Origin of the sequence: Myxococcus sp. MISCRS1 (genome assembly GCF_026626605.1) — a bacterium.
GTDB lineage: Bacteria > Myxococcota > Myxococcia > Myxococcales > Myxococcaceae > Myxococcus > Myxococcus fulvus.
The window spans coordinates 9,527,443-9,541,246 of the sequence record NZ_JAPNKB010000001.1; the positions used below are offsets into that span (position 1 = coordinate 9,527,443).

Below are 13,804 nucleotides of genomic sequence, written 5' to 3' on the forward strand. Positions count from 1 at the left end.
GGCTCAGTCGTCGTCATCGTCATCGCCGTCGCCCGCGCCATCCCAGACGCTCCCGGCGGCCGCGGGCGTGGGGATGTCGAAGGTGCACTTCAGCTCGTCTCCACTCGCATAGCGATAGACGAAGTGGCCCTCGGCGTGATCATCCGCCAGCACCTCCACCGTCAACGTGCCGCTCGCGGGGACCCCCGAGCGCTCCGGGTAGCCCGTGCCGCTGCCCCCCGAGTCCGAGCGCGTGGGGCGCCAGCGCTTCACCCCGGAGCCCTCCTCGGGGGCCAGGGCAGCGCCGGTGTTGACGAGCTGCGCGGTGCGAGGGGCGTCGCCCCTGTCGAACGCCGCGCCATCCACGAGCTCGATGTCCACGCCGAAGTCGGAGAGCGTCGCCTGCCCGTCGGGCAGGTAGCTGATGAACAACAACGGGTCGATGACCCCGAAGCGGTCTCGCGTCAGGCGCGAGTACTCGCCGTCGATGGGCCAGTCCACCTGTTCTCCCTGGAGGGTTCCTCGACATTCCCCCCGGGCCTCCCGAGGATCTCCACAGGCCGTGGTAAGCAGGAGCGTGACGACACCCGGAACCGCCGCGCGACGAAGCCATGCGTTCATGCGGCCATCCTACGGGCCTTCGTCACTTTTCCCGCGTGGGTCGCGACCGCCTCCCTCCGTGCCGCGGCGCGTCCCGACGCACGCTCACGGGGGCGACAGCGGCAGGTCCTCGAGCCCCAGGGGAGGGTGGCCCGTGACACGCTCGACGTCGGAGGTGACGGTGGACATCTCCCCGGAGGCGATGGCCGTATAGGTGCTGACCCACGCGTCCACCTGCCACTGGGGTGCGCCGTAGTGCGCGCGCGAGCGGTAGGCCTCGTCGATGCTCTCGGCGTAGTAGCGGATGGGCCTGCCGAGCCTCCGCGTGAGCACCTGGGCGATGTCGTCGAAGCCCAGCGCCGCGGGGCCCGTCAGCGTGAGCGTCTGTCCCCGATGCGGCTCCGGATGGAGCAGCACGGTGGTGGCGACGTCGGCGATGTCCGACTGGGCGACGGCGGCGACGCGCCCGTTGCCCGCGGGTCCCCGGATGATGCCGTCCTCCCCGGCGAGCAGCGGCAGGAAGTCCAGGTAGAGGCTGTCGCGCAGGACCACCGACGCGAAGCGCTGCTCGCGAAGCTTCTGCTCGGTGGCCCAGTGGTCCCTGGCGAAGGTGAACGTCGCGTGGGGGGCCGCGCCCTGGAACGACGTGTAGACGAGCGTCTGCACGCCCACCGAGGCCGCGGTCTCGATGAAGGCGAAGTGCTCATCGAGCCGCGTGGGGGCCTCCTTCGCGGACACGAAGAGCACCGTCTTGATGCCCTCCAGCGCCCGGGAGAGCGCGGCTCGGTCCTGATACGTCGCGACGCGCACCTCGGCGCCGGGCAGGTGGGGGGCGCGCTTCTCGTCGCGGACGATGAGCCGCTGGGGGACGCCCTTCTCGGCGAGCTGTCGCGCGACGCGCCCGCCCAGCTTGCCCGTGCAACCGGTGACGGCAATCGATGGCTCCGCCATGGACTCTCCCTCGGGGTCTCAGTTCGACTGCGTCATCCGGATGACGGGCTTGAGCGTGTCGCCCTTCTCGGAGTCCTTGGCCGCCTCGTTGATCTGCGTCAGCGGGTAGAACTTCACCAGCTTGTCGAACGGGAACCTGCCCTGCGAGTAGAGGTCGATGAGCTGGGGGATGAAGACGTCCGGCACGCTGTCGCCCTCGACGATGCCCCGGATGCTCTTGCCGGGCACCATCAGGTCATTCACGTCGAAGCTCGCGGTGGTGCCCATGGGGGGCGCGCCCACGACGCCGCACGTGCCCAGGATGTCGAGCGCGTCCACGGCCTGCCGCAGCACACTGGGGTGGCCGGTGGACTCGAGCGTGAAGTCCACGCCCTTGCCGCCGGTGACGCGGCGGATGAACTCCACCGCGTCCTCGTCCTGGCCGTTCACCGCGTGCGTGGCGCCCAGCTCCAGCGCGAGCTTGAGCCGGTGGGGCTTGGTGTCCACGGCGATGAGGGTGGTGGCGCCCGCGAGCCTCGCGGCCATGATGGCGGAGAGGCCCACCGCGCCGGAGCCGAACGCCGCGAACGAACGTCCCGCGGTGACCTTCATCGAGTTGAGCACCGCGCCCGCGCCGGTGGAGATGCCGCAGCCGAGCGGTCCGAGCAGCTCCAGCGGCACGTCCTTGCGCACCTTGACGATGTTTCGCTCGGTGGCGATGGCCAGCGTGCCGAAGGAGGACTGACCGAAGAAGTGGTCGTGCAGCGGCTTGCCCTCCTTCTGCGTGGCGGTGGAGCCGTCGATGCGCCCGCCGCCCATGTTGCGCGCGAAGAACTCGCGGCAGTAGGCCGGGTGCCCGGACTGGCACAGGTCGCACTTGCCGCAGAAGGTGAAGGCCATGACGACGTGGTCGCCCGGCACCACCTTGGTCACCCGGCTGCCCACGCGCTCGACGATGCCCGCGCCCTCGTGGCCGAGCACCGCGGGCAGGGGCACCGGGTAGTACTGGTCCCGGACGATCATGTCCGTGTGACACATGCCGGTGGCGACCATCCGGACGAGCACCTCGTCGGCCTGGGGCGCGTCGATGGTGACGTCCTCGAGTTGGAAGGGACCGCCCTTCTTCCAGACGACCGCGGCCCTGGCCTGGGTTTGCTCGCTCATGGACTTCGTCCTCCGTCGCTTTCGGTACCCGCCAACGGTACGGATGGCCCGGAGGGCAGGGGAGCCTGCCGTGTGCCTCGAAGGGAACGCGGGCAGGCCCGCCCGTGCCCCCCCGCCGGGATGGACGGGCCTCCAGGCTGGCGGACGTGCGGGTGGTCGTCGCGCTCCAGGAGTCGGCGCGCACGGGGCGCGCGGTGAAGCTGCCGCCCTTCGAGCGTCGTGAGCGGCCGTCCATCGACCAGCTCATCACCCGTCCGGCCTTCGCGCCGCCCGAGCCGGTGAACGCGCCGTCACCCACGCTGGAGTGACACGTCCAGCTCCGCGACCCGCTGGGGGGCCAGCCCGAGCAGCGCCTTGCCGAGGCGCGCAGCGGCGTCCCCCGCCTCCCTCCGCCAGGCGATGCGCCACGGCCGCTCCAGGGGCCCGGTGTCCAGCCGCCGCAGGACCAGGTCGCCGCGCGCGAGGTGGGGCGCGACGATCCACTCCGACAGCACCGCGACACCGAGCCCCGCCCGCGCCAGGTCCAGCAGGGCCTCCGTGAGCGGGATGCGCTCGACGCGCAGGCGCGGGCGCTCCCGGCCGAAGATCTGGTTCACGAACCAGACGTCCTGCGCCCTGGGGGTGTGCGACGTCAGCAGGGTGTGGGCCTTGAGGTCCTCGGCGGTGAACGTCTTTCGCGCCGCCAGGGGATGGGACGGCGCGACCACGAAGACCAGCTCGTCGTGGAAGAGCGGGCGCACCTCGAAGGTGGAGGAGCGGCGCAGCGGGGAGTTGGTGAGCAGCGCCACGTCGATGTCGCCCGCCTCGAGCGCGGGGAGCGGGGACAGCGTGTGCTCCACCGCCAGGTCCACCGTGAGCCGGGGGATGGAGCGGCGCAGCTCCATCAGCAGGGACGGCAGCCAGTGATAGGCCGTGTAGCACTCGCACACCAGCCGCAGGCGGACGGGCGGCGTGGCGGGGGTGCGCACCTCGCGCTCCAGTTCTCCCAGCTCGACCAGCAGCTTGCCGGCCCCGGCGACGAGCCGGCGCCCCGCGTCCGTGAGCACGAGCCCGCGCGGCGTGCGGTCGAACAGGGAGGCCCCCAGCTTGTCCTCCGCGGAGAGCAGGGCGCGGCTGACGGCGGGCTGGGTGAGGTGGAGCAGGGACGCGGCCTGCGCCGTCGTGCCGGCCGAGGCCAGCGCCATCACCACCCGCAGGTCCTTGATGTCCAGGCGGGTGCTCGGAGGCGGAGCGATGTCATCCATGCATCGAGCCTATGCCAAGGATGCGTTGGACGCATAGGGTGGGGAGGGGCAGAGTCACGGGCGTTCCCGAGGGGCATCCAGCCCCGCCTCGTGGAGGTATGCCCATGCAGCTGTATTTCCTGCCGATGTCCTGCTCGCTCGCGACCCGGATCTCCCTCTACGAGGCCGGCGCGGACGTCCGCTTCATCCCGGTGGACCGCAAGACGAAGCAGACCGCGGAGGGACAGGACTATCGCGAGGTCCATCCGATGGCGCTCGTCCCTGCGCTGCGCAAGGAGGATGGGGCGCTGCTCTTCGAGAGCACCGCCATCCTCCAGTACATCGCCCACCGCTGGCCGGAGGCGAAGCTGGCCCCGGTGGACCCGCAGGGCCGGGAGCAGCTCCACCGCTGGCTGTCCTTCATCGCCACGGAGCTGCACAAGGTGGTGTTCGCGCCCGTGTTCGACCTGCACTCACCGAACGCCGTGAAGGAGTATGCGCTGGCGAAGGCGCCCGCGAGGCTCGACGTCGTGGAGCAGCACCTGTCGGGTCGCGAGTTCCTCCTCGACGCCTTCAGCGTGGCGGATGCCTATCTCTTCGTCGTCCTCAACTGGTGTGGCGCCACGCCGCTGGACCTGAAGAAGTGGCCCGCGCTGAGCGCCTACGTGGCGAGGCTGCGCGAGCGCCCGAACTTCGCCAGGGCGGTGAAGGAGGAGTGGGCCCTCTATTCGGAGCGCAAGGCCGCGCAAACGTAGCCGCGGGGGGCAATCCAGTCCCCGCCGCCGGGACGACAGGCTTTGACAAGGGCGGGGTCTGGGATTAGGGATGGGCGCAACGCGCATCTGGGGGGCCGGGACGCGCGAGTGAGAGCCCATGACTTCTCGTCCCGTGTCCCTGTGCGTCGTGCTGCTGCTGGTCTCGTGGCTCGGCGCCTGTTCCTCCGGTGGACAGCCGCCCACCCCCAATCCCTCCCGCGCCCCCGGGGTGGCCCGGCTCCAGCTCGACACGGTGGTGGTGGAGCCCGGCGCGCCGACGCCCATGCGCTGCACCGCGTCCGACCCGGATGGCGACGCCGTGACGTATGTCTTCGACTGGGGCGGTACGACGAGCCTGGTCACCTCTCCGGAGGTCCCGAGCGGCACGACGTCCGGCGTGGTCGCGACCTTCGAGCGGGAAGGGACGTTCCAGGTCCGCTGCCGCGCGGTGGACTCCCATGGCACCGCGGGCGAGTGGTCTGCCGCGGTGGCGCTGACCGTCCGGGACGCCTCGCCGGCGGGCACCTGGGAGCTGCGGGTCCGCGTCGTGGGGAAGGGGCGCGTGACGAGCACTCCGGTGGGAATCGACTGCTCGGAGGCGTGTGACGCGCGCTTCGCCACCGGGACGCGCATGACGGTGGAGGCCGAGCCCGCCGAGGGGTGGCGCCTGCTGGAGATGAAGCCCTGCCAGGGCGCGGCGCGAAGCTGCGAGGTGGTCATCGACGGCGACCGCTTCGTGACCGCGCTCTTCGCGCCGGAGACCGACGCGACGCTGTCCTGGCAGCGCTCGGGCGCGCGCCTGCCCGGGTCGCCGCAGTGGAGCCCCGACGGGACGCGGCTCACCGCGTTGGAGGGGACCTCGAGCGGCGGGCCGCTGCGCATCTGGGACGCGCGGAGCGGCGCGGTGACGCGGATGATCTTCGCGCCGGCCGACGCGCGCTTCGTCGGGCTCGCGTGGAAGCCGGAGGGCAACACGCTGGCCGCGGGGCTGTCGACGGGCCGCGTGGTCCTGCTGGACGCGGTGACGGGCGCCACGCTGCGCACGTGGGCCGTCCAGGGCGGGGCCGTGGAGGCGCTCGCGTGGAGCCCGGATGGCGCGCGCCTGGCCACGGCGACGAACGCGAGCAAGGAGGTCCATGTCTGGGACGCCGCCACCGGTGAGCGCGAGGGCGCGCCCCTGACGGCGGTGGACCGCGTGCGTGCGCTGACGTGGAGCCCGGATGGCTCACGGCTCGCGATGGAGGCGGGCCGGTGGGGCGGCGCCTTCTCGCAGTGGGTGGAGTTCCACGGCGTGGGGACGCGGACGCTCGAGGAGCTCTTGGAGATCCCCGGCGGCTTCGCGTGGAGTCCGGACGGGACGCGCTTCGCGGTGGGCTTCGAGGGCGAGGTCCGGGTCTACCTCACCGCGGGCTACCTCCTGGAGTCCACGTACAAGGGCGACTGGAGCCGGGCGACGCTGGTGGAGTGGAGCGCGAACGGGCGCTGGCTCGCGGTGGGAGACCCGATGCGCAAGCTGTTCGTGCTGGACGCGGCCACGGGCGCCGTGCTCGTGGATGCCAGCCAGACGCCGCCGACGGGCACCGCCACGGGCTACGACGCGCTGAGCTTCCATCCCACCGAGCCTCGCTTCGCGGTGGTGGATGACCTGCCCACGTCGGTCCTCGATGTCTTCACCCTGGAGCTGGACAAGGCGACGGTGGTCCGAAGCGAGCTGCTCGCGCACGACCTGTCGGTGGAGAGTGTGGCGTGGAGTCCGACGGGCGCGATGCTCGCGTCCAGCGGGGGCGAGGGAAAGGTCCAGCTGTGGGGGCCCGGCGGTGAGTGGTTGCGGACGCTCACCCGCCCCGGCGGGAAGCGGGTGCGGGCGCTCGCCTGGAGCGCGGATGGAACGCGACTGGTGTCGGGAGGCGATGACGGCCTCGTGCATCTCTGGAACGCGGCGGACGGGACGCTCGCGCAGCTCCCCATCACCCAGTCACCGGCGACGCTGGCCATCGACCACGTCGGCCTGAGCCCGGATGGAACCCTGCTGGCCACGGCGGCGAGCTCGCCGGGTCTGCCCACCGAGCGGGGTGTCATCCGCGTCTTCCGTGTCGGCACGGGCGCGGAGGTGTTCCGCTTCCCGGAGGGCGAGCGGCGAGTCCTGTCGCTGCAGTGGACGCCCCAGGGCCAGCTGGTCGCCACCTTCGTGGACGTGGGCTGGTCCATCTGGAACCCCACCACCCGCGAGGTGTCGACCGTCCCGGCGCATGGCGCGGACCTGTTCCGAGCCGCGGCGCTGAGCCCGGATGGGACGCGGCTCGTGTTGGGCAACAACGTCGGCCTGTTCGTGCGCGAGGTCGCCACGGGCAGCCTCGTCATGTCGGCGACCACCTCCGTCTGGCCGCTGTCGCTCACGTGGAGTCCGGACGGGCGCCGCTTCGTGGGAGGGACCCTGGCTGGACAGGTCCTGGTCTGGGACACGGCCCGGTTCGAGAGCCCCGCCGAAGTCATCGGCTTCCACGAGAGGGGCGTCGCCGCCGTGTCGTGGCGCTCCGCGGAGGACCTCATCGCCACGGGCGGTGGTGACGTGGCCGTGCGGGTGTGGCGCTTCGTGCCGTGAGCCTCACCGGGGCCTGAGCGAGGCGTCCGGGGGGAGCTCGAGCCGCGAGCTCCCGTCATGCGTCGTCACGCGGAGGACCTCCCGGGGGTCGAACGCCTCGGCCAGCGACTCCGACGCCGTGCACAGCAGCACCTGGGCATGGCGCGAGGTCTCTCGCACGCGCTGGACGGTGTCCCAGATGGCGGCGGGCGGCGGGTCCGCGTCGGGGGCCTGGAAGAGCACCAGCGTCCCCACGTCCTGGGGCGTCCGGCCCTCCACTCGCACGCCCCGCAGGAAGCACCGCATCTCCCACAGCACGCTCTCCAGGACGTTGCCCACGTACCAGCGCTCCAGGTCGTCGGTGCTCGTGCCCGCGGGGGGATCTCTCGACGGCTCCTGGGGGGCCAGCTCCGCCAGCGAGGACTCCTCGCGAGGCGCGTCCAGGTCCGGGTCCACCAGCAGCGCGGACAACCCGACGAGCAGGTCCGCCAGCTCCCAGCACACCCGCCACGTGTCCGTGCCCGTCCGCCGCAGCTCGACGCCGTAGTCGTCCGTCCGCAGGCCCAGCTGCAACCGGATGGACTCCCCCCCGGGCGCGGCCGGTGAGCCGCCTGCCTCCCTCAGGTGCCGCTGGAGCTGTCCCTCGGCCAGGGCCCGCAGCAGCTCGAACAGGTGGACGAAGTCGCGCGTCGCCGTCCCCTCGGTGTCCACCAGGACACAGATGGCGCCTGGGCGCAGCTCGACCTCCCGCAGGGAGCGGAAGCCCGAGACTCGGAGGCGGGTGAGGTCCGTCGGCATGCCCGCAGCCTATTCCAGCCGTCCGGATGCGGGAGATCCCTGATGCGGACCGGGACCGCGAGCATCGAAAGGGCGGCACTCCGGGTCGAGGTCCGCGCTCAACGTACGAAAGCCGACATCGTGCGCGAGGCGGAGGTGCGGGCCGTCGTCGGAGCCATGTTACGGGAGGCTTCCGCGTGTGGTCCCCCGCTGCCGGACGCGCTCTCCCATGACAGGTGTTCTCCCGTGCTGTGTGCGCGGACCTCGGGTCCGTCGGATGGTTTCCCAGGAGGGACAGTCCTCCTCGCGTGGAGGGCGTGAGTCGTGACTCCGCCTGCCCCGGACGGCTCGCGCTCGAGGGCCACGCGCTTCGGCCCGCTGCTGCCCACCGCCACCCTGGCGGGCTTCATCGTCGCGGCGCTCGCCATCTTCGTCATCGCCATCCTGTCGTACCGCTCGCTCGAGTCCCACGCGGACGCGGCGGCGCTGGTGCGCCACACGATGGAAGTGGTCGAGCGGATGAAGACGCTCCTGTCCACGCTGAAGGACGCGGAGACGGGCCAGCGCGGCTTCCTGCTCACGGGGGACCGCACGTACCTGGAGCCCTACACCAGCGCCAGCCGCGCCGTCTCCGAGCAGCTCGTGGGCATCCGCGAGAGCGTGTCCGACAACGCCGCGCAGGTGCAGCGGGTGGACGCCTTGAGGCCGCTCGTCGAGGCGAAGCTGGCCGAGCTGCAGGCCACCATTGATTTGAAGACGGGTGGGCAGGGGGAGATAGCCCTCGTGCGCGTGCGCTCGAACGAGGGCATCGAGCTGATGAACCGCATCCGCGTCCTCGTGGACCAGATGGAGAACGAGGAGCGGCGGCTGCTCGCGGACCGCACGACGGCGTTCCAGGCCTCGGCGACGCTGTCGCTGGTCATCAGCTGGCTGGGCGCCGCGGTGCTGCTGTCCCTGATGGGCATCTCCGCGTACATGACGTCCCGCGACTACCGCGCCCGCTCCATCCAGGGCTGGATGCAGCAGGGGCAGACGCTGCTGGCCGCGCGGATGCAAGGGGGGCCGGGGCTGGAGCAGCTGGGCGACCAGGTGCTCCAGTTCCTGGCCTCGTACCTGGATGCGCACGTGGGCGCCATCTACCTGGCGGACGGGCTGGACCACTTCCACCGCTTCGCGGGCTACGCGCTGCCCGCCTCCTTCCCAGCAGGGGACTCGCGGCTGCGCCCCGGCGAGGGCCTGGTGGGGCAGGCGCTGAAGGAGAACCGCACCTTCCACGTGAAGGACGTCCCGGAGGGCTACCTGCCCATCAACTCGAGCCTGGGGCAGGGGCGGCCGAGGCACCTGGTGGTGTTCCCCACGCAGGTGGACGGCAAGGTGAACGCGGTGGTGGAGCTGGGCTTCCTGCACGCGGTGCACCCCTCGGACCTGGAGCTGCTCCAGCGGGTGGCGGAGCCCATCGCCATGGCGGTGCGCTCGGCCAATGACCGCACGCGCCTGGAGCAGCTGCTGGAGGAGACGCGGCGTCAGTCCGAGGAGCTGCAGGCCCAGCAGGAGGAGCTGCGCGCGTCCAACGAGGAGATCGAGGAGCAGAGCCGCGTGCTGCGCGACTCGCAGGGCCGGCTGGAGCAGCAGCAGGCGGAGCTGGAGCAGACCAACGTGCAGCTGGAGACGCAGACGCGCCTGTTGGAGCGCCAGCGCGACTCGCTCACGAAGGCGCAGGCGGAGCTGACGCAGAAGGCCACGGAGCTGGAGCGCACCAGCCGCTACAAGTCCGAGTTCCTGGCGAACATGAGCCACGAGCTGCGCACGCCGCTCAACAGCTCGCTCATCCTGGCCAAGCTGCTGGCGGACAACAAGACGGGCAACCTCACCGAGGAGCAGGTGAAGTTCGCGCAGACCATCAGCTCCGCGGGCAATGATTTGCTCGCGCTCATCAACGACATCCTGGACCTGTCGAGAATCGAGGCGGGCAAGGTGGAGGTGGTGCCCGAGGTCTTCAGCCTGCCGCGCTTCGTGGAGGGCCTGGGACGCTCGTTCCAGGTGCTGGCCCAGGAGAAGAAGATTGGCTTCTCCACGCGCGTGGACCCCGGGTGCGCCGAGTCGCTGGAGACGGACCCGCAGCGGCTGGGGCAGGTGGTGCGCAACCTGCTCGCCAACGCGCTGAAGTTCACCGAGCGGGGCGAGGTGTCGCTGCGCGTGTCGCCGGCGGGGCCGGGGCGGGTGGCGTTCGCGGTGAGCGACACCGGCATCGGCATCCCCGCGCACCTGCAGGGCCTCATCTTCGAGGCCTTCCGACAGGCCGACGGCAGCACACACCGCAAGTACGGCGGCTCGGGGCTGGGGCTGTCCATCTCCAGGGACCTGGCGCGGCTGTTGGGCGGCGACGTCATGGTGGTGAGCGAGGCGGGGCGGGGGAGCACCTTCACCGTCACGGTGCCGGTGGTGCTCGCCACGTCGGGCACGGGCGCCAGGCCCGCGGCATCCGCCGAGCCCTCGTCCACGCAGTGGGTGGCCAACGCGGTGGCCCAGCTGCCGGCCCCGTCGGAGACGGACGGCGTCTCGGGGCTGAGCGCGCCCATCGAGGATGACCGCGAGCGGCACACGCCCGGCGCGCGCCTCATCCTGGTGGTCGAGGACGACGTGCGCTTCGCGGAGATTCTGAGGGACCTGTCCCGGGAGCTGGGCTTCCTGTGCGTCGCCACGGACCGGGGCGGGGCGGCCTTCGACGCGGCCGTCGCATACCAGCCGAGCGCCATCCTCCTGGACATGAACCTGCCGGACCAGTCCGGGTTGATGGTGCTGGACCACCTCAAGCGCGACCCGAGGACGCGGCACATCCCCGTGCACGTCATCTCCGTCACGGACGCCTCGCGCGAGGCGCTGGAGCGCGGCGCGGTGGGCTACGCGCTCAAGCCCGTCAGGCGCGAGCAGCTCATGGAGGCGGTGCGCAAGCTGGAGACGCGCCTGTCGCCGGGCGTGCAGCGCGTGCTGGTGGTGGAGGACGACGCCCGCCAGCGCGAGAGCATCGAGAAGCTGCTGGAGAGCGAGGACGTGCGCATCGACAGCGTCGCCACCGCGGCGGAGGCGCTGGAGCGGCTCCAGCAGAACACCTTCGGCTGCATGGTGATGGACCTGAACCTGCCGGACCTGAGCGGCTACGAGCTGCTCGAGCAGATGGCGGAGCTGGAGACCGTGTCGTTCCCGCCCGTCATCGTCTACACGGGCCGCTCGCTCACCCGCGAGGAGGAGCAGCGCCTGCGCCGCTACTCCAAGTCCATCATCATCAAGGGCGCGCGCTCGCCCGAGCGGCTGGTGGACGAGGTGACGCTGTTCCTGCACCAGGTGGAGTCGAAGCTGCCGCCGGACCGGCAGCGGATGCTCCAGGTCGCCCGCGACAGGGAGGCGGCGCTGGACGGACGGCGCATCCTGGTGGTGGAGGACGACGTGCGGAACATCTTCGCGCTCTCCAGCGTGCTGGAGCCCCGGGGCGCGAAGGTGGAGATCGCCCGCAACGGCCGCGAGGCCCTGGAGCGGCTGGCGGACAGCCTGGCGCAGACGACGCAGGGCGTGGACCTGGTGCTGATGGACATCATGATGCCGGAGATGGATGGCATCACCGCGATGCGCGAGATCCGCAAGCGCGCCGAGTGGCAGAAGCTGCCCATCATCGCGCTCACGGCGAAGGCCATGCGCGACGACCAGGAGAAGTGCCTGGCGGCGGGCGCGAACGACTACATCGCCAAGCCGCTGGACGTGGAGAAGCTGCTGTCGCTCATCCGCGTCTGGATGCCCAAGGCGTAGGCCGGGCCTGCTTCCGCGCATGGACTCCATGGCCCAGGACATCGAGCTGAGGCTCCTGCTCGATGCCATCTATCTGAAGTACCACTACGACTTCCGTCGCTACGCCACCGTGTCGCTGCAGCGCCGGCTGGTGCTTGCGGCGGAGAACTTCGGCTGCAAGACGCTCTCCCAGCTCCAGGATCGGCTGCTGCACGAGCCGCTCGTCTTCCCGGCGCTGCTGGACTACCTCACCGTGCAGGTGAGCGAGATGTTCCGCGACCCCTCGTACTTCCGCGCGGTGCGCGAGTCCGTGGTGCCGATGCTGCGGACCTATCCGTCGCTGAAGCTGTGGGTCGCGGGCTGCTCCACCGGCGAGGAGGTCTACTCGCTGGCCATCCTGCTGAAGGAGGAGGGCCTGTTGGAGCGCACGCTCATCTACGCGACGGACATCAACCCCGGCGCGCTCCAGAAGGCGGAGGCGGGGGTGTATCCGGTGGACCGCATCGCCACCTTCACCCAGAACCACGTGGCGTCCGGCGCGCGAAGCTCCCTGTCGGACTACTACACGGCGGCGTACGGCAACGCCGTGTTCGACCGCTCGCTCAAGAAGCATGTCGTCTTCTCGGACCACAGCCTCGCGACCGACAGCGTGTTCGCCGAGGTCCAGTTCCTGTCGTGTCGCAATGTGCTCATCTACTTCGACCGCGAGCTGCAGGAGCGCGCGCTGGGGCTGTTCAAGGACTCCCTGTGCCGCAAGGGCTTCCTGGGCCTGGGTGCCCGCGAGTCCATTCGCTTCTCCCAACACGAGTCGGCGTTCTCGGTGGTGTCCCGGGACGACCGCATCTTCCAGAAGGGGTGACAGGTGATTGCTCCCAGGAAGGAACACATGGAGTCGTCGCCCGCGGTGAAGTGCCTGCTCGTGGATGACCTGGAGGAGAACCTCATCGCGCTGGACGCGCTGCTCAAGCGCGACGACGTGGAGGTCCTCCAGGCGCGCTCGGGCGCCGAGGCGCTGGAGCTGCTGCTGGAGCACGACGACGTGGCGCTGGCGTTCCTCGACGTGCAGATGCCGGAGATGGATGGCTTCGAGCTGGCGGAGCTGATGCGCGGCATGGCGCGCACGCGGCACATCCCCATCATCTTCGTGACGGCGGGCTCCACCGACAAGCGGCGCCTCTTCAAGGGCTACGACACGGGCGCGGTGGACTTCCTCTACAAGCCGCTGGAGCCGCTGGTGCTGCGCAACAAGGCGGAGGTGTTCTTCCAGCTCCACCGGCAGAAGCAGCAGCTGGCCCGCCAGCTCGACGAGCTGACCGAGACGCTGCGGCTCAACGAGATGTTCACCGCGGTGCTGGGCCACGATTTGCGCAACCCCTTGAGCGCCATGCTCACGGCGGCGGACCTGCTCCAGCGGCGCTCGGAGGACGAGCGCGTCCGGAAGACCGCGGGCCGGATGCTGTCGAGCGGCAAGCGCATGGGGCGCATGATCGAGGACGTGCTGGACCTGGCGCGGGCGCGGCTCGCCGGGGGCATCCCGCTCCGACGTGGGGAGACGGACTTCGGCGCGCTGGTGCTGCGCATGGTGCAGGAGCACCAGTCGGCGTCGACGCGGCCCGCCATCGAGGTGTCCCAGCAGGGAGACCTGGTGGGGGACTGGGACTCGGACCGGCTCGCGCAGGTGGCGTCGAACCTCATCGGCAACGCGCTCCAGCACGGCGACGCGAGCGAGCCGGTGCAGCTGCGGCTGGACGGGACGGACGTGGATGCGGTGCGCTTCTCGGTGAGGAACCTGGGCGTCATTCCGCTGGACCTCCAGCCGCACCTGTTCGACCCGTTCCGGGGCGGCGCCCAGCGACGAGGGCGCACCGGCGGTCTGGGGCTGGGGCTCTACATCGTCCAGCAGATCATCCAGGCCCACCACGGCGCGGTGGAGGTGGAGTCGGGCTCCAGCCCCTACACCGAGTTCCGGGTGAGCCTGCCGCGCCGGGGCACCGAGGTCATCAAGCTGTAGCGGC

General features: G+C 71.1%; 11 protein-coding genes. 6 read left to right on the forward strand and 5 right to left on the reverse strand.

The window, feature by feature from the left end; translation table 11 throughout:
- Positions 1-3: 3 nt before the first annotated feature.
- The 3 genes from OWM54_RS38190 to OWM54_RS38200 all read right to left on the reverse strand — a co-directional run bounded on the left by OWM54_RS38190 (position 4) and on the right by OWM54_RS38200 (position 2,673).
- Positions 4-600 (reverse strand): hypothetical protein, encoded by a 597-nt coding sequence (locus tag OWM54_RS38190; protein WP_141325854.1) that lies wholly within the window; start codon positions 598-600, stop codon positions 4-6.
- 84 nt (positions 601-684) lie between these two features.
- On the reverse strand, positions 685-1,530 hold the full coding sequence (locus tag OWM54_RS38195; RefSeq protein WP_267700563.1) for an SDR family oxidoreductase: 846 nt from the start codon (positions 1,528-1,530) through the stop codon (positions 685-687).
- Between the two features lie 18 nt (positions 1,531-1,548).
- Positions 1,549-2,673: an NAD(P)-dependent alcohol dehydrogenase gene (locus tag OWM54_RS38200; protein ID WP_267700564.1), complete on the reverse strand. Its 1,125-nt coding sequence runs from the start codon at positions 2,671-2,673 to the stop codon at positions 1,549-1,551.
- A 104-nt stretch (positions 2,674-2,777) separates the two neighbouring features.
- Between OWM54_RS38200 and OWM54_RS38205 the strand changes: the two genes are divergently transcribed.
- Positions 2,778-2,981, forward strand: coding sequence for a hypothetical protein (locus OWM54_RS38205; RefSeq protein WP_267700565.1), 204 nt, complete (start codon positions 2,778-2,780; stop codon positions 2,979-2,981).
- On the opposite strand, the gene OWM54_RS38210 is transcribed toward OWM54_RS38205, so the two are convergent.
- Positions 2,964-3,917 (reverse strand): LysR family transcriptional regulator, encoded by a 954-nt coding sequence (locus tag OWM54_RS38210; protein ID WP_223747583.1) that lies wholly within the window; start codon positions 3,915-3,917, stop codon positions 2,964-2,966. The two genes, OWM54_RS38205 and OWM54_RS38210, sit on opposite strands and share 18 nt — an antisense overlap.
- 104 nt (positions 3,918-4,021) lie before the next feature.
- Here OWM54_RS38210 and OWM54_RS38215 point away from each other — a divergent pair, with 104 nt between their 5' ends.
- A complete protein-coding gene (locus tag OWM54_RS38215; RefSeq protein ID WP_267700566.1) occupies positions 4,022-4,651 on the forward strand; it encodes a glutathione binding-like protein in 630 nt (209 codons plus the stop codon).
- A gap of 118 nt (positions 4,652-4,769) precedes the next feature.
- Entirely contained in the window at positions 4,770-7,253 is a 2,484-nt protein-coding gene (locus OWM54_RS38220) for a WD40 repeat domain-containing protein (RefSeq protein ID WP_267700567.1), read from the forward strand.
- Positions 7,254-7,256: 3 nt separating this feature from the next.
- On the opposite strand, the gene OWM54_RS38225 is transcribed toward OWM54_RS38220, so the two are convergent.
- A complete protein-coding gene (locus tag OWM54_RS38225; RefSeq protein ID WP_223785129.1) occupies positions 7,257-8,030 on the reverse strand; it encodes a hypothetical protein in 774 nt (257 codons plus the stop codon).
- Positions 8,031-8,333: 303 nt separating this feature from the next.
- Between OWM54_RS38225 and OWM54_RS38230 the strand changes: the two genes are divergently transcribed.
- Genes OWM54_RS38230 through OWM54_RS38240 form a run of 3 tightly spaced genes read left to right on the forward strand, consistent with a single transcriptional unit; the run spans position 8,334 to position 13,800 of the window.
- Positions 8,334-11,810 (forward strand): response regulator, encoded by a 3,477-nt coding sequence (locus tag OWM54_RS38230; RefSeq protein ID WP_267700568.1) that lies wholly within the window; start codon positions 8,334-8,336, stop codon positions 11,808-11,810.
- A gap of 28 nt (positions 11,811-11,838) precedes the next feature.
- Positions 11,839-12,648: a CheR family methyltransferase gene (locus tag OWM54_RS38235; protein ID WP_223747588.1), complete on the forward strand. Its 810-nt coding sequence runs from the start codon at positions 11,839-11,841 to the stop codon at positions 12,646-12,648.
- Between the two features lie 27 nt (positions 12,649-12,675).
- Positions 12,676-13,800 (forward strand): hybrid sensor histidine kinase/response regulator, encoded by a 1,125-nt coding sequence (locus tag OWM54_RS38240; protein ID WP_223747589.1) that lies wholly within the window; start codon positions 12,676-12,678, stop codon positions 13,798-13,800.
- The last annotated feature ends 4 nt before the right edge of the window (positions 13,801-13,804 follow it).

What these genes read in the sequence shown, in the direction of transcription:
- OWM54_RS38190 (WP_141325854.1), bottom strand. Translation starts at nt 600, where the DNA reads ATGAACGCATGGCTTCGTCGCGCGGCGGTTCCGGGTGTCGTCACGCTC.
- OWM54_RS38195 (WP_267700563.1), bottom strand. Translation starts at nt 1,530, where the DNA reads ATGGCGGAGCCATCGATTGCCGTCACCGGTTGCACGGGCAAGCTGGGC.
- OWM54_RS38200 (WP_267700564.1), bottom strand. Translation starts at nt 2,673, where the DNA reads ATGAGCGAGCAAACCCAGGCCAGGGCCGCGGTCGTCTGGAAGAAGGGC.
- OWM54_RS38210 (WP_223747583.1), bottom strand. Translation starts at nt 3,917, where the DNA reads ATGGATGACATCGCTCCGCCTCCGAGCACCCGCCTGGACATCAAGGAC.
- OWM54_RS38215 (WP_267700566.1), top strand. Translation starts at nt 4,022, where the DNA reads ATGCAGCTGTATTTCCTGCCGATGTCCTGCTCGCTCGCGACCCGGATC.
- OWM54_RS38220 (WP_267700567.1), top strand. Translation starts at nt 4,770, where the DNA reads ATGACTTCTCGTCCCGTGTCCCTGTGCGTCGTGCTGCTGCTGGTCTCG.
- OWM54_RS38225 (WP_223785129.1), bottom strand. Translation starts at nt 8,030, where the DNA reads ATGCCGACGGACCTCACCCGCCTCCGAGTCTCGGGCTTCCGCTCCCTG.
- OWM54_RS38235 (WP_223747588.1), top strand. Translation starts at nt 11,839, where the DNA reads ATGGCCCAGGACATCGAGCTGAGGCTCCTGCTCGATGCCATCTATCTG.
- OWM54_RS38240 (WP_223747589.1), top strand. Translation starts at nt 12,676, where the DNA reads ATGGAGTCGTCGCCCGCGGTGAAGTGCCTGCTCGTGGATGACCTGGAG.